Source organism: Amycolatopsis tolypomycina (assembly GCF_900105945.1).
GTDB classification, from domain to species: domain Bacteria; phylum Actinomycetota; class Actinomycetes; order Mycobacteriales; family Pseudonocardiaceae; genus Amycolatopsis; species Amycolatopsis tolypomycina.
Genome location: NZ_FNSO01000004.1, coordinates 3436475 through 3452507, shown reverse-complemented (window position 1 = coordinate 3452507; position 16033 = coordinate 3436475). Strand labels below are relative to the sequence as shown.

The 16033-nt window shown below is 70.9% G+C and carries 15 protein-coding genes and 1 pseudogene; 9 read left to right on the top strand and 7 right to left on the bottom strand.

Going from position 1 to position 16033, the window contains the following annotated elements; translation table 11 throughout:
- The gene (locus BLW76_RS25830) at positions 1-441 is read left to right on the top strand and encodes an SRPBCC family protein (RefSeq protein WP_091311786.1); all 441 of its coding nucleotides are present in this window, start codon (positions 1-3) and stop codon (positions 439-441) included.
- 566 nt (positions 442-1007) lie between these two features.
- Positions 1008-1988, top strand: coding sequence for a tyrosine-type recombinase/integrase (locus BLW76_RS25825; RefSeq protein ID WP_091311784.1), 981 nt, complete (start codon positions 1008-1010; stop codon positions 1986-1988).
- A 19-nt stretch (positions 1989-2007) separates the two neighbouring features.
- Here the strand turns inward: BLW76_RS25825 and BLW76_RS25820 are convergent, their stop codons facing one another.
- On the bottom strand, positions 2008-2388 hold the full coding sequence (locus BLW76_RS25820; RefSeq protein WP_091311782.1) for a hypothetical protein: 381 nt from the start codon (positions 2386-2388) through the stop codon (positions 2008-2010).
- Positions 2389-2454: 66 nt separating this feature from the next.
- Here BLW76_RS25820 and BLW76_RS25815 point away from each other — a divergent pair, with 66 nt between their 5' ends.
- Both BLW76_RS25815 and BLW76_RS48725 read left to right on the top strand, forming a co-directional pair.
- On the top strand, positions 2455-3234 hold the full coding sequence (locus BLW76_RS25815; protein WP_091311779.1) for a glycerophosphodiester phosphodiesterase family protein: 780 nt from the start codon (positions 2455-2457) through the stop codon (positions 3232-3234).
- An 84-nt stretch (positions 3235-3318) separates the two neighbouring features.
- A complete protein-coding gene (locus BLW76_RS48725; RefSeq protein ID WP_167384736.1) occupies positions 3319-4467 on the top strand; it encodes a hypothetical protein in 1149 nt (382 codons plus the stop codon).
- Positions 4468-4482: 15 nt separating this feature from the next.
- Here BLW76_RS48725 and BLW76_RS25805 read toward each other — a convergent pair whose 3' ends face one another.
- Entirely contained in the window at positions 4483-5151 is a 669-nt protein-coding gene (locus BLW76_RS25805; RefSeq protein WP_091311773.1) for a transglycosylase family protein, read from the bottom strand.
- Positions 5152-5395: 244 nt separating this feature from the next.
- On the opposite strand from BLW76_RS25805, the gene BLW76_RS25800 reads away from it, so the two are divergent.
- The 3 genes and pseudogenes from BLW76_RS25800 to BLW76_RS25790 all read left to right on the top strand — a co-directional run bounded on the left by BLW76_RS25800 (position 5396) and on the right by BLW76_RS25790 (position 8153).
- Positions 5396-6796 carry an MFS transporter gene (locus BLW76_RS25800; protein WP_091311771.1) on the top strand — a complete coding sequence of 467 codons (1401 nt, stop codon included), beginning with the start codon at positions 5396-5398 and terminating at the stop codon, positions 6794-6796.
- A gap of 111 nt (positions 6797-6907) precedes the next feature.
- Positions 6908-7578, top strand: a pseudogene (locus tag BLW76_RS25795) (thymidine kinase).
- A gap of 227 nt (positions 7579-7805) precedes the next feature.
- Positions 7806-8153 (top strand): RNA polymerase-binding protein RbpA, encoded by a 348-nt coding sequence (locus BLW76_RS25790; protein ID WP_003081521.1) that lies wholly within the window; start codon positions 7806-7808, stop codon positions 8151-8153.
- A gap of 162 nt (positions 8154-8315) precedes the next feature.
- Here BLW76_RS25790 and BLW76_RS25785 read toward each other — a convergent pair whose 3' ends face one another.
- Complete coding sequence (locus tag BLW76_RS25785; RefSeq protein WP_208613382.1) at positions 8316-8945, bottom strand: NUDIX domain-containing protein; 630 nt, start codon at positions 8943-8945, stop codon at positions 8316-8318.
- A 48-nt stretch (positions 8946-8993) separates the two neighbouring features.
- On the opposite strand from BLW76_RS25785, the gene BLW76_RS25780 reads away from it, so the two are divergent.
- Positions 8994-9743 carry a DeoR/GlpR family DNA-binding transcription regulator gene (locus tag BLW76_RS25780; RefSeq protein ID WP_091311768.1) on the top strand — a complete coding sequence of 250 codons (750 nt, stop codon included), beginning with the start codon at positions 8994-8996 and terminating at the stop codon, positions 9741-9743.
- Here BLW76_RS25780 and BLW76_RS25775 read toward each other — a convergent pair.
- The 4 genes from BLW76_RS25775 to BLW76_RS25760 are packed head-to-tail and all read right to left on the bottom strand — an operon-like array spanning position 9676 to position 14517.
- Positions 9676-10479 carry a PIG-L deacetylase family protein gene (locus tag BLW76_RS25775; RefSeq protein WP_208613563.1) on the bottom strand — a complete coding sequence of 268 codons (804 nt, stop codon included), beginning with the start codon at positions 10477-10479 and terminating at the stop codon, positions 9676-9678. The two genes, BLW76_RS25780 and BLW76_RS25775, sit on opposite strands and share 68 nt — an antisense overlap.
- Before the next feature lie 26 nt (positions 10480-10505).
- The gene (locus BLW76_RS25770) at positions 10506-11273 is read right to left on the bottom strand and encodes a polyprenol monophosphomannose synthase (protein WP_091311766.1); all 768 of its coding nucleotides are present in this window, start codon (positions 11271-11273) and stop codon (positions 10506-10508) included.
- A gap of 26 nt (positions 11274-11299) precedes the next feature.
- Entirely contained in the window at positions 11300-12910 is a 1611-nt protein-coding gene (gene lnt, locus BLW76_RS25765) for an apolipoprotein N-acyltransferase (protein ID WP_091311764.1), read from the bottom strand.
- An 11-nt stretch (positions 12911-12921) separates the two neighbouring features.
- The gene (locus tag BLW76_RS25760; RefSeq protein ID WP_091311762.1) at positions 12922-14517 is read right to left on the bottom strand and encodes an amidohydrolase; all 1596 of its coding nucleotides are present in this window, start codon (positions 14515-14517) and stop codon (positions 12922-12924) included.
- Between the two features lie 120 nt (positions 14518-14637).
- Here BLW76_RS25760 and BLW76_RS25755 point away from each other — a divergent pair, with 120 nt between their 5' ends.
- Positions 14638-16026 carry a KamA family radical SAM protein gene (locus BLW76_RS25755; protein WP_208613381.1) on the top strand — a complete coding sequence of 463 codons (1389 nt, stop codon included), beginning with the start codon at positions 14638-14640 and terminating at the stop codon, positions 16024-16026.
- Positions 16027-16033 lie beyond the last annotated feature (7 nt).

The window sequence follows — 16033 nt, the reverse complement described above, 5'->3', positions numbered from 1 at the left end:
ATGGACATCCTGCACCGCATCGGCGTCCACGACGCCACTCCGGAGAAGGTCTACGACGCACTCACCACCCTCGACGGCCTGTCCGGCTGGTGGACCGAGAAGACCGTGGGGGACACCGAACCCGGGGGCGTCATCGCGTTCCGCTTCATCCCGGGCGGCTTCGACATGAAGGTCCTCGAAACCGTGCCCGGCAAGCTCGTCCGCTGGGAGGTCGTCGACGGGCCGCCGGAGTGGCTCGGCACGACGATCCGCTGGGAACTCGAGCAGCGCGGCGACTACGCGATCGTCCTGTTCAAGCACGAAGGCTGGCGCGAGGCGGGCGAGTTCATGCACCACTGCAGCACGAAGTGGGCGAGCTACCTGCTGAGCCTCAAGCAGCTCGTGGAGACCGGGGAAGGTGCCCCGAGCCCGCGGGACGTGCAGATCAGCGACTGGCATTGAGGCGGACACTGACGTTACTTGACATAATGTACATTATCGGCACTTGGTGACGCACTGAACGAATGGCCGGGAGGGGGCGCCGAACCGCGTAGCCGGGGCCCTTGAGTGGTTCACGAGAGCGTTGCCGAGGGCGGCCCAGAACGTCATGAAAGAGTCGTTCATGACGCCTGATGCCATGAACGACTCTTTCATGACGTCCGGGAGCCCGAGAGCATCCCCTGAGAGGCGCGAGCCCGAGGTCCAGTCACTAGACCTTAAAACGTCACGGTGACGAAATTGACCAGGGTTACCTGGCGGCGGACGCGCTGTGCAGCGCGATCAGCGACGCCCGGCTTCGCCACTACGGGCCCCTCAGGGCCAGGCGCAGCCTCACCAAGCCGGAGTCGAACATGTGTGCGCACACCCCGCCTTCGCGGCGCGAGGGACACCTGAGGTCGCCGAGGCAGTCTCAGGAGAGTTCCATGTCCCCCAAGGGGTAGCACCTCGGTCACGCCGGCGTTTCATGCATAATTGCCATTATGCATGAAACGCCGGGTTCCGACCCGGCCCCGGAAACTGTCGGTGGTGTGCGGTACAAGATCCACATGAAGGTTTCCGAGGCCCAGCAAGCCTTCTTCGCTGCCCGCCGTCCGCGCAAGGACTCCCCGCACACCACCGACGCCTACCGCCGGGATCTCGCCGGCATCACCACTCTCCTGGTTTCGGAACTCGGCCGCCCGGCCGAAGACCTGGAGGTCGCCGATCTCACCGGGCCGGCGCTGCGGGCGGCGTTCGGCGTGTTCGCCGACGGGCACGCGAAGAGTTCGGTGCTGCGGGCGTGGTCGACGTGGAACCAGTTCCTGACGTTCTGCGTGGCCGACGGGCTCCTGGCGGGCAATCCGATGGGTGCGGTGGCGCGGCCGCGGACGCCGGCGTTGACGCCGAAGCCGTTGCGAGGTGAGGAGACCCCGGAGCAGCTGTTGTCGGCGGCGGCTGCGGGGTCGCGGCGGGCGCGGGATCCGTGGCCGGAGCGGGACGTGCTGGTGATCGCGCTGGGCCTGGTCGCGGGGTTGCGGGCGGCGGAGATGCGGGCGCTGACGTCGCGGTCGCTGGTGGGGCGCGCGGGTGAGCTGCGGTTGCACGTGAAGGGGAAGGGCAGCCGGGATCGGTCGATTCCGGTGCAGCCGGTGCTGGCGGAGCTGATCGAGCGGTACCGGGAGTCGTGCCGGGTGCGGTTTCCGCACGTGCGGTTCTCCCCTGGTTCGCCGTTGCTGCTGGATCGGGCGGGTGAGCCGATCGGGCGGGGTGCGCTGGAGTACCTGGTGAAGTCGTGTTATCGGGGTGCGGGGTTGCACGACCGGGTGCCGGTGGGCGCGAATCTGCACGCGTTGCGGCACACGTTCGCGACGCGGCTGGCGGAGGACGGGGCGACGGCGTCGGAGATCATGGCGTTGCTGGGGCACGCGAGCTTGGCGACGAGCCAGAACTACATCGAGGCGACGGGTCGGGAGCAGCGTGCGGCGGCGGCGAGCAACCGGACGTACCGGGCGTTGGACACGCTGGGCTGAGGGGTCTGCTCCCCCGGGGTCAGCGGAGTTGTTCGAGGTCCTTGGCGGCGCGGGCGATTTCGGCGGCGAGGGTGCGGAGTTCGTGGGGGTCGGCGCCGTCGTCGGTGGCGGTGACGATGTCTTCGGCGGCGCAGCGGAGCTGGAAGAGGCGGTCCTGGAGGGCGGCGATCTCGGTGTCGGAGAGGACGACGGCGTCTTCGGGCAGGCCGCTGCGCTGGAGGGCGGTGCGGCGTTCGTAGGCGCGCTGGCGGCAGGATTGGCCGCAGTAGCGGCGGCGGCGGCCGACGTTGCCGCCTTCGGGGAGGCGTCGTCCGCACCAGCCGCAGTGCTTGGGGGCGCCTCGGCGGGCCGGGGCGAGGTCGATGGTGGTCGGCTGGGTCAGTTCGGCGGTTTCCCTCACCCGGGAGACCCTAGCTGGCCACCGTTTGCTCATGCCGGGGTCATGGCGGAAGTGCACACTTGGGGGATGCACGTGTCGTTTCCGTATCTGGCCGATCCGCTCCCCCGTGCGTTCGCCCACCGGGGGTGGCATCTCGGTGAGCTGGCGGGGCTGGAGAACTCGTTGCCGGCGTTCCAGCGGGCGTGTGCGGAGGGGTACCGGTACCTCGAGACGGATGTGCACGCGACGGCGGACGGTGTGGTGGTGGTGCACCACGATCCGGACTTGGACCGGACGACGGACGGGTCGGGGCCGATCGCGGCGCAGACGTGGGCGCAGCTGAAGAACGTCAAGGTGGGCGGGAAGGTGCCGCTGTCGCGGTTGGAGGACGTGCTCGAGGAGTTGCCGGACGCGCGGTTCAACGTGGATGTGAAGGCGGATCGGGCGGTGGAGCCGTTCGTGCGGGTGCTGGAGCGGACGAAGGCGTTCGACCGGGTGGCGGGGGCGGCGTTTTCGGACGCGCGGCTGGTGCGGTTGCGGAAGCTGGCGGGGCCGCGGCTGGTGACGGCGCTGGGGCCGCGGTCGGCGTTCGCGTTGTGGGCGCGGGGGCGGTTGCCGCTGCTCCCCCTCGGGCGGCTGGTGCTGGGGGCGATGGCGCAGGTGCCGGTGCGGCAGGGGGCGTTGCGGGTGGTGGACAAGGCGTTCCTGGCGATCGCCGGGCGTTCGGGTGTCGAGGTGCACACGTGGACGATCGACGATCCGGCGGAGATGCGGATGCTGCTGGACCTGGGGGTGCACGGGATCGTGACGGATCGGCCGGATCTGCTGCGTGAGGTGCTGATCGAGCGGGGTGCGTGGCCGGTTTGACCTGTTCGCCGGAGTGACCGGTTCGGCGGGGTGTCACTAGCGTGGGTTGTTCGCCCGGTGCGGGCGTCCTTGGGGAGGGAATCCATGCGAAGACGTGGTGTTGTGCTGCTGTTCGCCGTTTTGGCGGTGCTGGGGCTGGTGGCGGGGCCGGCGGTGGCGGCGGATCCGCCGCCGAATTCGGAGCCGTACACGGCGCCGATCGACCAGCCGTTCCAGCTGGGTGAGTGCTATCGGGACATCAAGCACGGGTATGCGGTGAAGAACGTCTTCGGGGCGTGCTGGTTCACGGACATGAAGTTCACGCACTACGTGTGTCCGGAGCCGGAGTGCGCGGTGGACGGGACGGCGGCGGCGTATGTGTACACGACGGTGAACGTGTTGAAGGAGTCGCGGCGGGTGGCGGTGTCGCACCGGTTCGTGAACTGGCGGGTTTCGGGGGTGCCGGAGTCGGCGCGGCTCGGGGTGACGGTCGCGTGTGGTCCGTCGGCCGGGGGTGGCGGGTTCTGTGACCGGCCGTCGGTGCCGGTGGTGAGGAGCATTGCGGAGTGGCGGGTGGCGCCGGACGTCACGGAGGAGTTTTCGCTGGACGGCGAGGACGTGCCGGTGGCGGGGGTGTCGGCGGCGGTGGCGGCGGAGAGGCGGACGCAGTACCGGGTGACGTCGCGGTTCGTGGCGGAGGTGCCGTCGGGTGAGCGGTACGCGGTGTCCGACGTGGTGAACGGGACGGGTGTGCGGTGCGATGTGGCGCGGCAGCTGGATCCGGCGTATGTGCGGGGTGCGGACTGTGTGTTGCGGACGTGGTTGCTGCCGTGGTTCACGTTCTCGGCGGGTGAGGTGCCGATCGCGGAGACGGGGGCGTTCGTGCGGGCGGTGGCGACGGCGGGGCGGTTGCCGGGGTTCCCGGGGGTGAACGGGGGTAGCGCGGCCTTCACGGGTCCGCAGTTCCGGGTGTTCCACGACGTGGCGGCGCGGCAGGCGCACCGGGCGGCGGCGGAGGCGAGGTGCCTGCAGGTGTGGGGGCCGGACTGGGTGCGGCATGCGGGTGGGTTGACGAACGCGTGTGCGGCGTATCCGTTCGACGAGAGTGTGCAGGGTGCGGCGCCGGGTTCGTTGTTCGAGGTGCGGCCGGTGCTGGATGCCGATCAGGCGGAGTTCTCGCGGCGGTTCACGCGGTTCCTGGCGGAGAACCACGTGCTGGACGGGGACGGCTACTACGTCTATCCGACCCCATGACACTGCCGTGACGGGTCAGCGGGGTGGTTTGCCGGTCCAGGCGGCTTCCCAGGTCTTGGGGCCGAGGAGGCCGCTGTCCTTGATGCCGTTGGCGCGTTGGAGGTCGAGGACGGCGGTGCGGGTTTTTTCGAGGTAGCAGCCGGTGCCGGCGAAGCCGTAGCCGAAGGCGTTCATGCGGAGCTGGAAGGTCTTGAGCGCTTCGGCGCAGTCGCCGTAGGAGTAGACGACGCCGGGCCAGGCGGGGCGGGGGCCGCCGGGGCCGGGCGGTGGGGTGGGCAGGCCTCCCCCGCCGATGTAGGCGGATTCGGTGTAGCTGGGGACGCGTTTGCTGCGGGCGTCGGCGTCGGCGGGGAGTTTGAGCATGCCGGCGCACTGCCAGGGTTGCCAGCCGCGCATGCGGTAGAGGTAGAGGGCGCGGTAGTCCTGTTCGGCGGGGGCGGCCTGGTCGGGGCGGCCCTGTCCGCCGACGCTGCGCCAGGTGGGCAGGTCGAACTGGTAGGCGCCGTAGTAGCCGTTGCCGGTGTTGGTGGCGTAGCGGCCGCTGGATTCGCACATGCGGAGCTTGGCCCAGGCGCTCGACGCGGGGTCCGCGGAGGCGGTGGCGGGGCTGGTCAGTGGCAGACCCGTGGCGGCGATGGCGAGGAGCAGGAGTCTCGCCACGGTGCGTCGGCGGTTCTGGATCATGGGTGCACAGTAGGAGCGTGTCCCACCGACCACAACAGACACGATAGGCGCTCCAGTCTCACATGAAACACTCTTCACCTTTGGTCGCGACACGCCGTGGGTGGCGAACGGGGTGGGCCGGCGGGGCGGTGGATGATCACGAAGCGACAAACCGGACACGGTTTCGGTGGCGTGATCGCCGGGTGGGCGGCTCCCCCGTAGTCTCCGCGCTGACCTGGATGTTCTCGAGGCGAAGGAGCCGTGGATGACGCTGGCCGGGACGCGCTCGACCAAGCGCGAACGCTGGGGCTGGTATTTCTACGACTGGGCGAATTCGCCGTTCTATTCGTCGACGACGACGGTGTTCGGCGCGCTGTCGATGAGCCCGATCGCGGCGGCGGACGCGAAGGCGAACATCACCCTTAACGGGGACCGCGCGTGCCTCGACGCGGCGGGGCATCCGGACACGTTGAACAACTGCGACGTGACGTTGCTGGGGTTGCACTTCCCGGCCGGTTCGGTGTGGGGCTACCTGCTGTCGGTGGCGACGGTGGTGCAGGTGCTGGTGCTGCCGATCGCGGGTGCGGTGGCCGACCGCAGTCACAACAAGCGGCGGATCCTGGGTGGGTTCGCGTTCCTGGGTGCGGCGGCCGCGGCGGGGATGTTCTTCCTGACCGGTTCGGACTGGCAGCTGGGTGCGGCGCTGTTCATCGTGGCGAACATCGGCTACGGGGGTTCGCTGGTCGTCTACTACTCGTTCCTGGCCGACATCGGCGGGCCGGACGAGCGCGACGGCATCTCGGCGAAGGGCTGGGCGTTCGGGTACCTGGGTGGCGGGCTGGCGCTGGCGTTGCAGCTGGGGTTCTACCTGAAGCACGACCTGTTCGGGGTGGGCCAGGACCTGGCGGTGCAGATCTGCTTCCTGACGTCGGGGTTGTGGTGGGCGGCGTTCACCTTCCCCGCGGTGCGGCGGCTGCCCCGCCGGCACGTGCCGGTGGACGTCGCGCCGGGGCGGTCGGTGCTGCGGGCGGGGTTCACGGAGTTGCGGCAGACGCTGGTGGCGGCGAAGGCGTATCCGTTGACGCTGGCGTTCCTGGGCAGCTACCTGGTCTTCACCGACGGGATCAACACGGTGGTGACGGTGTCGGCGCAGTACGGCAAGGACGAGCTGGGGTTCGGCAACGAGGTGCTGATCGTCACGATCCTGGTGATCCAGTTCGTGGCGTACCTGGGTGGCACGCTGCACGGGCTGGTGGCGCGGCGGATCGGGGCGAAGCGGACGATCCTGGGCAGTCTGGCGGTGTGGATCGCGGTGCTGGCCGGGGCGTACTTCGTGCAGCCGAAGCAGATGGTGCAGTTCCTGGCGGTGGCGGTGGGGATCGGGCTGGTGCTGGGCGGGACGAACGCGTTGTCGCGGTCGTTGTTCAGCCAGATGATCCCGGCGGGCAAGGACGCGCAGTACTACTCGCTCTACGTCGTGGGCGAGCGCGGGACGTCGTGGCTGGGGCCGCTGGTGTTCGCCGGGGTGGGGCAGGCGACGGGGTCGTTCCGGCTGGCCATCATCGCGTTGGTGATCTTCTTCGCGGCGGGGCTGGTGCTGGTGTGGCTGGTGCCGGTGCGGCGGGCGATCGTGGCGGCGGGCAACACCCCGCCGGGTGTTCTTTAGCCACCGATAGGGTCGGGCGTCGTGACCTTGATCGACGACGCCGCCGGCCCTGATCCCACCGATGCCCTGTCGTCGGTTCCCGCGGCGGGTTCGCGCCGCGGGACGCCGCCGGTGGGCAGGCTGAAGTTCTGCTACGGGCCGATGGACTGCGGGAAGTCGACCCTGGCGCTGCAGATCGACCACAACCACGCGCGGCAGGGCCGCCGGGGGCTGGTGCTGGTGCGCCACGACCGGTCGGGGGCGCCGCAGATCTCCAGCCGGATCGGGCTGACCCGGCAGGCGGTGGAGGTCGGCGAGGACACCGACGTGCGTGACCTGGTGCGGCAGGAGTGGGCGCGCGGGCAGCACGTGGACTACATCGTGGTCGACGAGGCGCAGTTCCTCTCCCCCGGGCAGGTCGACCAGCTGGCGGAGCTGGCCGACGAGGTCGAGATCGACGTGTACTGCTTCGGGATCGCGACGGACTTCCGGAGCCGGTTGTTCCCGGGAGCCGCTCGTCTGTTCGAGCTGGCGGACGAGCTGCAGCCGGTTCAGGTGGAGGTGCTGTGCTGGTGCGGGCTGCCCGGGCGGTTCAACGCGCGGGTGGTCGACGGCGAGGTCGTGCGCGAGGGCGATACCGTCGTGGTGGCAGATACCGAACAATCCGTAGTTGAAACTTCAGCTTCAGCACGTTTTGAGGCCGAATTCGCTACGGTGCGTTATCAGGTATTGTGTCGCCGCCACTTTCGATCGGGTGACTTGGGCCGGTTACCGCTCATCACGGTCAGTTACGGTTGACCTGAGCGATACGCTAGTAGCCCATCCGGGGGATATCAGCACTAAGAAGGCCGTATTGACGTCACGCCGGAGCGCGAAATGCCTCCTACTAGTGGAAGCTGATGCAGGCGGGTGACGCAGCTCATCGTGAGCAACGACATGGCGGCCCGGGAATCCTCCGGGGCCGTGCGTCGTTGCATAGGGTGAGCAACACCCTGGCTCCACCCCGGAGCTGACTGAAAGGACCCCCATCATGGCCGACCGTGTTCTTCGTGGAAGCCGGCTGGGAGCGGTCAGCTACGAGACCGACCGCAACCACGACCTCGCCCCACGCCGCACCGTGCGCTACGCCTGCCCGAAGAACCACGAGTTCGAGGTGCCGTTCTCCGACGACGCCGAGATCCCGACGGTCTGGGAGTGCCGCCTGCACGGGAGCGAATCGGAGATCGTCGATGGCGGGCAGCCCGAGCAGAAGAAGGTCAAGCCGCCGCGCACCCACTGGGACATGCTCCTCGAGCGGCGCACGATCCCGGAGCTCGAGGACCTGCTGAACGAACGTCTCGCCGAGCTGAAGGGCCGCCGCACCTCCCGGTCGGCGTGACCCCGCAGGGCTCGGCCTTGTAGCCAAGCTCCCACCACAACGGAAAGGCCCCCGCGACCTCCCCCCGCGGGGGCCTTTCGCATGCCCGGAACGGTCGGCCCGCGGGGCTCGGCAACGTCATGAAAGGGTCGTTCATGACGCCAGATGTCATGAACGACCCTTTCATGACGTTTGACCCGGTCGGCTGCTGCTGCGAAAGAGGCCCTGGAGGGCGGCCCACTGCAGCAGCAGGATGGTCTTGGCGTCCGCGATCTCGCCCGTGCCGACCATCTCCAGGGCCTTGGTGAACGGGAGCTCGAGCACCTCGATGTCTTCGCCTTCGTCGGCGATGCCGCCGCCGGCGCCGCGGGCGGCCGGGTCGTAGGGTGCGGCGTAGCAGTGCAGGCGCTCGGTCACCGAGCCTGGGCTCGTGTAGACGTCGAACACGTGCTCCAGCGCGCCGATCCGGACGCCCGTCTCCTCCTCGGCCTCGCGGCGGATCGCCGTCTCCGGGTCGTCGGTGTCCAGGAGGCCGGCCGCCGTCTCGATGAACATGCCGTCCGGGTGGTCGTTGACGTAGACCGGGTAGCGGAACTGGCGGGTGAGCAGGACCGTGCCGCCTTCGACGTCGTAGAGCAGCACCGTCGCCCCGTTGCCGCGGTCGTACGTCTCGCGCTGCTCGGTCGTCCAGTGGCCGTCGGCGTGCCGGTAGTCGAACGTCGTGCGCCGCAGGACGTACCAGGCCGACGACAGCAGCTCCACGTCGGTGACCCGGACACGCGGGTTGCGGGACAGGCTTGTCGAAGAGGTCATGTCCCGACCATAATGTGCACGACTCGGAAGAAACAAGGAGGATCGTGCATGCTGGTCGGGGAACGCCGTGAACTGCTGCTCGCCCGGCTGGCCGCCGACGGCAAGGTGCTGGCCAAGGACGTCGCCGCCGAGCTGAACGTCTCCGAGGACAGCATCCGCCGCGACCTGCGCGACCTCGCCGCCGCCGGGCTCTGCCAGCGCGTCTACGGCGGTGCGCTGCCCGTCTCCCCCGCCGTCGCCGACTACGCGAGCCGGACGTCGATCGCCGTCGACGGCAAGGGCCGGGTCGCCACCGCCGCCGCCACGCTGGTCCGCCCGGGCTCGACCGTCATCCTCGACGGCGGCACCACCACCCTGGCCGTCGCGAAAGCCCTCCCGGCCGACCTCGAGGCCACCGTCGTCACCCACAGCCCGACCGTCGCCGTCGCCCTGCTCGACCACCACGGCATCGAGGTCTTCCTCCTGGGCGGCCGGCTGTTCCGGCACTCCGCGGTCACCTGCGGCGCCGCCGCGGCCGAGGCCGCCCGGTCGATCAGCGCCGACGTCTTCCTGCTCGGTGTCACCGGCGTCCACCCCGAAGCCGGCCTGACCACCGGCGACGCCGACGAAGCCGCGATGAAACGCACCCTGGCCCGGCGCGCGGCCGACACCTACGTCCTGGCCAGCGCCGAGAAGCTCGGCGCGGCCTCCCGGTTCACCGTGCTGCCCTTCGCCGACGTCGCCGGGATCGTCACCGACGCCGACGACCAGAACGTGCAGGAACTTGCAGACCAGGGCGTGGCGATCCTGAAGGCGTGACCTCGGCGTACCACTCGCGCCCGGCCACCAGCCCGAACAGTGGTGCGGGCAGCCACACGAGGACCCGCAGGACGCCGGCGAGCCGCCCGGTGCCGCGCACGTCGGACACGTGCGCGGCCAGCGCCGCCTGCTTGCGCGCGGCGAACCGCCGCACGTCGAACCGGTGGGTGATCGCCGAGGCCGGGCTGTAGACGTGGCCGAGCGCCTCGGCGTCGTAGTCGAACGGGATCCGCAGCGCCCGGACCACCCGCACGAACCGCTGCGCGAAGTCGCGGGGCAGGGTGGCCTCCAGCAGCCGCGTCCCGGTCAGCCGGGCCGCCCGGCGGGCCACCTGGTGCACCTTCACGTGGTCGCGGTGCCCGTAGCCGCCGTTGCCGTCGTAGCCGAGCAGCAGGCCGGCACGCTCCTCGTGCAGCACGGCCGCGAGCCGGTGGGCGGCTTCCTCGGTGTCCGCGCGGGCGAAGCGCTGCCGCCCCGGCGGGTCCGCGAAGAGCTGGGGACCGTGGCCGCTGTCGGCGTAGCCCAGGTGCACGACCCGGTGCACGCCGAGGATGGCCGCGGCGGCCTCCAGCTCGGCCCAGCGGGGTGTCGGGTGTTCGGCGGCGATGCCGTCGGTGGCCACGACGACGACCACCCGGTGCCCGTCGGCCGCGGCCCGGGCGAGCGTGCCGCCGGTGAGCAGCACGGGGTCGTCGGCGTGCGCGTGGAAGGCCACGATGGTCGTCACCGGGCCCATCATGGCCCAGAACGGGCGAAAACGGCTCAGGCGCGCTTGAACAGCTTCCGCAGCTGGTGCCAGCGGCGCTCGAGGCCCCACTTCGCCACGCGCAGGAACGCCTCCTGGATGATCGAGCCGTTCATCTTCGACTCGCCGATCTCGCGCTCGGTGAACGTGATCGGCACCTCGACGATCTCGAAGCCGGCCTCGTCGGTGCGGATCGTCAGGTCGATCTGGAAGCAGTAGCCGTGCGAGTTGACCTCGTCGAGGGCCAGCTTCTCCAGCACCGGACGGCGGTAGGCGCGGAACCCGGCGGTGATGTCGCGGACCCGCATGCCGAGCGCGACCTGCGAGTAGATGTTCGCGCCGCGGGAGAGGACCTGGCGCTTGACCGGCCAGTTGACGACGCTGCCGCCCGGCACGTACCGCGAGCCGATCGCCAGGTCGGCGTCCCCGACGGCGTCCAGCAGCCGGGGCAGGTCCTCGGGGGCGTGCGAGCCGTCGGCGTCCATCTCGACGATCGTGTTGTACTCCCGCGCCAGGCCCCAGCGGAACCCGGCGATGTAGGCGGCGCCGAGGCCCGCCTTCTCGGTGCGGTGCAGCACGTGGACGTGGTCGTTGGCCGCGGCGCGCTCGTCGGCCAGCTCGCCGGTGCCGTCGGGGCTGCCGTCGTCCACCACGAGCACGTGCACGTCCGGGAGCGCCTTGTGCAGCCGGTCCAGGATCGGGCCGAGGTTCTCCCGCTCGTTGTAGGTCGGGATCACCACCAGCACCGGCTCGATTTCCCGGGCCCCCCGCGGCGCCTGCGACATCCCTGCTCCTCCGATATCCGCGGCGGTCAGTCCGCCGCTTCCCCTGCCGTGCCGGCGCTGCCGCGCCGGGTGCGAAAACGGAGTACGAGCCCACCGGCCACCCCGGCGATCGCCAGAGCCAGCAGCCCGTACTCCGTCCACGCACCTAGTTGATCCGACAGCGTAGTCTGCGTCCGCAGCGGGACGCGCCCGACCAGGGAATCCGCCGTGAAAAGGCCCGTTGAGCTGGTCACCGTCCCGTCGGGCGCGACGATCGCGCTCACCCCGGAGACGGCCGACACCACGACGGCCCGGCCGTGCTCGACCGCCCGCAGCCGCGACATCGCCAGCTGCTGCACGCTCATCTCGCTCTCGCCGTACCAGGCGTTGTTGGTCGGCACGACGAGCAGTTCGGCGCCGTCGCGCACGGCGTCGCGGGCCGGGTAGTCGAACGCCGCTTCGTAGCAGATGAACACGCCGACCTTCGTGCCGGCGACGGCCATGGTCTGGTTCGCGCCGTCGCCGGGGACCATGTCCACCGTTTCCTGGTCGAGGAACGGCGTGACCAGCTCGGCGACCTTGCGGGCCGGGACGTATTCGCCGAAGGGCACCAGCTGCTGCTTGGCGTAGCGCGCGCCGGGCCCGGTGCGCGGGTCCCAGGCGATGACGGAGTTCTGCAGGTGCCGGTCGGGCAGCTCGTAGATGGCCCCGATCAGCGCCGGCACCCCGAAGTTCGCGACGAGCTGGTCGACCTGCAGGTCGGGGCCGGTGACGGTGGTGGCGCTCTCCGGCCACACCACCAGGTCGGGCTTGGGCACCTTGCCGGCCTGGATGTCCGCGAGCAGACGGCGGCTCTCGGCGATGGTGTTGTCGCGCAGCACGGTCCGCTCGCCCTGCAGCGCGAGCCCGATGTCCGGGGCGTTGCCCTGGACGGTCGCGACGGTGCGTTCGCCGTCCTGTGCGCCGGTCCCGATCGCCGGCCACAGCGCCAGCCCGGCGACGACGGGCAGCAGCGTGCCGAGGGCGGCGAAGACCACGGGCCGGGTGAGCTTGCGCACTTCCCACAGCCGGGCGGCGAATGCGGCCAGGCCGAAGCCGGTGAGGACGACGGCCAGCCCGACCAGCGGGGCCCCGCCGATCGAGGCCAGCGGCAGGAACGCGCCCTCGGGCTGACTGAAGGCGACCCGGCCCCACGGGAAGCCGCCGAAGGGGAACCACGCGCGCGGCGTCTCCAGCGCGATGACCACGAGCGCGGCCCACAGCGGCGCGGCCGGCAGGCGGGACACCAGCGTGATCAGGCCACCCGCCAGGCCGTGATAGAGCGCCAAGGCGAAGGACAGGCCGAGCCACGGCCAGGGACCGAAGTCCGGGCCCAGGAAGTCCAGCAGCCAGGTCAGCAGCGGCAGGAAGAACACGAACCCGAACGCGAAGCCGTAGCCGAACCCGGCCCGGAAGCGGCGTCCGCGCAGCACGAGGGCCAGCCCGGCGAACGCCAGGGGCGCGAGCCACCACAGCGGGCGCGGCGCGAAGCTGAGGTAGAAGGCGAACCCGGACGCGAGGGCGGTGACCAGCCGCAGGAGCCACGCGCGGGGGAAATGCCGGGTGCGCGCGGGTTGGTGCGGGGCGCCCGGTTCGGGGTCCGCCACGGTGACTGCCACAGCCGACAACTCTAGGTGATGGCGTCGTGGAGGACCGCACCCGCGCGGACCGTCCGCAGGCAGCGCGGGAGCGCGGCGTCCGGTTCGAGCCTCGGCAGCGGCGGCACGCCTGCCCGCGGGTCGGTGGACCAGCGCTGCACGCGGCTGTCGGGGGTGGCCACGACGAGGTCGGTGGCGTCCCAGATCGCGTAGTGCGCGGGCGCGCCCGGCACGAGGCTGCCGGTGACGCCGTCGTTGACGCCCGCGGCGCGGTGCCCGGCGCGGGTGTGGGCGGTGAACGCCGCCCGCGGCGACAGGCCCGAGCCCGGCGTCCGGTGGTAGGCCGCGGCACGGACGGCGGCCCACGGGTCGAGCGGGGTCACCGGCGCGTCGGAGCCGAAAGCGAGCAGGACGCCTTCGGCGGCCAGCGCCGAGAAGGGGTTGAGCCCGGCCGCGCGGTCGGCGCCGAGGCGTTCGGCGTACATGCCCTCCGGGCCGCCCCAGAGCGCGTCGAACAGCGGCTGCACGGAGGCGACGACGCCCCAGCCGGCCAGCAGTTTCGCCTGGTCGGTGGTAACCATCTCGAGGTGCTCGAGGCGGTGGTGGCGGACGGCCAGCGCGCGCTGCCCGACCTCTTTTTCGGCCAGCCGGAAGCCTTCGACGACCTCGGCGACGGCGGCGTCGCCGATGACGTGGAAGCCGGCCTGCAGCCCGGCTTCGGTGCAGGCGGCCAGGTGCCCGGCGATGCGGTGGGCGTCGAGGTAGCGCGTCCCCTCGCCCGCGTGGTCGGCATACGGCTCGGTCAGGGCGGCGGTGCGGGAGCCGAGGGCGCCGTCGACGAACAGGTCGCCGGCCAGGCCGCGGGCGCCGAGCTCGCGGGCCGTGTCGACGGCGCCGAGCTCACCCCAGTAGCCGACGACCTCGGGGGTGTCCGGGCCGGCGAGGGCGAGCAGGGCGGCGAGGTCGTCGCGGCCGGAGATGTCGGGGCCGGCGCATTCGTGGACGCTGACGATGCCTTGGCGCGCGGCCTCGGCGAGGAACGCCCGCTGGGCGCGTTCGCGCTGCTCGGGCGTGATGGCGGCGCGCACGGCCGCGCGGACGACGTGGTGGGCGGCGCGGGTCAGCGGGCCGTCGGGCGACCAGCCGTCGGCCTTCTCCGCGGCCGGGGTCAGCTCCACCAGGGGGGTGGAAACCAGGGCGGAGTGGACGTCGACCCGGCTGAGGTAGACGGGTGTGGAGCCGGCGGCGGCGTCGAGCTCGGCGCGGCTGGGCAGGCGCGGGTCGGTCCAGGTGGTCTCGTCCCAGCCGTGGGCGAGCAGTACCTGGCCGGGGGTGACGGCGGCGCGCACGCGGGCCAGCAGTTCGGTGCCGCTGCGGACGCCGGTGAGGTCGAGGCCGGTCAGGTGCAGGCCGGTGGCGGTGGCGTGGACGTGCGCGTCAACGAACGCGGGGGCGACGAAGGCACCCTGGAGGTCGATTTCCTCGGCGCCGGAGTGCAGGGCACGCGCCGGGGCGTCCTGGCCGACCCAGACCACGGTGCCGCCGGTGACCGCCATCGCCGTGGCGTCCGGGCCGGCGGGGGTGTAGATGCGCCCGCCGAGCAGGAGCGTCGTGTGTTCGTCCGTCACGCCCCTGAGTCTGCCCCCTGCGTCCACGTGGGGGACAGCGACCCAGCAGGCAGGAAGATTTACTCCGTGAGAACGTTATGACAGGATATTTTAACGCGTTCCCGACGACTAGGAGTACAAGTGACTGCGATCCAGGAACCTGTGACGCCTGCCGCCGCCTTCGACCAGCCCTACGAGTACGCCCGCGCCGAGCTGGTGGAACCCGACTGGCGCCGCTTTCCTGGCTGGCACGACGTGACCGAAGCCGAGTGGCGTGACGCCCAGTGGCAGCGGGTGCACTGCGTCCGCAACGTCAAGCAGCTGCGCGCCCTGATGGGCGACCTGCTCGAGGAGCGCTTCTACGACGACCTGCTCGCCGACCAGCGCGAGATGGCGACGATGTCGATGCTGCTGCCCCCGCAGATGCTCAACACGATGGCCCCCACGGCCGGCACCGACCCGGCCAAGGTCACCGAGGCGTTCTACGCCGACCCGATCCGCCGCTACATGCTCCCGGTGCGCTCCGACCGCGACCCGGTCTGGCCGAGCCACCCCCATTCCGAACGCGACTCCCTGCACGAGGCCGAGATGTGGGTGGTGGAGGGCCTCACCCACCGCTACCCGACGAAGGTGCTGGCCGAGATGATCTCGACCTGCCCCCAGTACTGCGGCCACTGCACCCGCATGGACCTGGTCGGCAACTCGACGGAGACGGTGGAGAAGCACAAGCTCAGCCTCAAACCGGTCGACCGCCAGGACGCGATGATCGCGTACCTCAAGAAGACCCCGGGCGTCCGCGACGTCGTGGTGTCCGGCGGCGACGTGGCCAACGTGCCGTGGCCGCAGCTGGAGTCGTTCCTGATGCGCTTGATGGACATCGACACGGTCCGCGACATCCGCCTGGCGACCAAGGCACTGGCGGCGCTCCCCCAGCACTGGCTCCAGCCGAAGGTGGTGGAAGGCCTGGAGCGCGTCGCCGTAACGGCCCAGCGCCGCGGGGTGAACCTGGCGATCCACACCCACGTCAACCACGCCCAGTCGGTGACCCCCCTGGTGGCGGAGGCGGCCCAGACGGCACTGAACGTCGGGGTCCGCGACGTGCGCAACCAGGGCGTGCTGATGCGCGGGGTGAACGCCACGCCGGCGGCGCTGCTGGACCTCTGCTTTGCGCTGCAGGGGGAAGCGAACATCCTGCCGTACTACTTCTACATGTGCGACATGATCCCGAACGCCGAGCACTGGCGGGTGTCGGTGCACGAGGCACAGGAGCTGCAGCACGCGATCATGGGCTACCTGCCGGGGTATGCGACGCCGCGGATCGTGTGCGACGTGCCGTATGTCGGCAAGCGGTGGGTGCACCAGCTGGCCGAGTACGACCGGGAGCTCGGGATCTCGTACTGGACCAAGAACTACCGGACCGGGATCGAGCTGGAGGACCCGGAGGCCCTGCAGCGGCGGTACCCGTACTACGACCCGATCTCGACGCTGCCCGAGGCCGGCCAGACCTGGTGGGCCAACCGGTCCAGCTGACGCGTCC

What these genes read in the sequence shown, in the direction of transcription:
- BLW76_RS25770 (WP_091311766.1), bottom strand. Translation starts at nt 11,273, where the DNA reads ATGTCGCAGGCGCCGCGGGGGGCCCGGGAAATCGAGCCGGTGCTGGTG.
- BLW76_RS25775 (WP_208613563.1), bottom strand. Translation starts at nt 10,479, where the DNA reads ATGGGCCCGGTGACGACCATCGTGGCCTTCCACGCGCACGCCGACGAC.
- BLW76_RS48725 (WP_167384736.1), top strand. Translation starts at nt 3,319, where the DNA reads ATGCGAAGACGTGGTGTTGTGCTGCTGTTCGCCGTTTTGGCGGTGCTG.
- BLW76_RS25785 (WP_208613382.1), bottom strand. Translation starts at nt 8,945, where the DNA reads ATGACCTCTTCGACAAGCCTGTCCCGCAACCCGCGTGTCCGGGTCACC.
- BLW76_RS25790 (WP_003081521.1), top strand. Translation starts at nt 7,806, where the DNA reads ATGGCCGACCGTGTTCTTCGTGGAAGCCGGCTGGGAGCGGTCAGCTAC.
- BLW76_RS25830 (WP_091311786.1), top strand. Translation starts at nt 1, where the DNA reads ATGGACATCCTGCACCGCATCGGCGTCCACGACGCCACTCCGGAGAAG.
- BLW76_RS25805 (WP_091311773.1), bottom strand. Translation starts at nt 5,151, where the DNA reads ATGATCCAGAACCGCCGACGCACCGTGGCGAGACTCCTGCTCCTCGCC.
- BLW76_RS25800 (WP_091311771.1), top strand. Translation starts at nt 5,396, where the DNA reads ATGACGCTGGCCGGGACGCGCTCGACCAAGCGCGAACGCTGGGGCTGG.
- BLW76_RS25815 (WP_091311779.1), top strand. Translation starts at nt 2,455, where the DNA reads ATGCACGTGTCGTTTCCGTATCTGGCCGATCCGCTCCCCCGTGCGTTC.
- BLW76_RS25780 (WP_091311768.1), top strand. Translation starts at nt 8,994, where the DNA reads ATGCTGGTCGGGGAACGCCGTGAACTGCTGCTCGCCCGGCTGGCCGCC.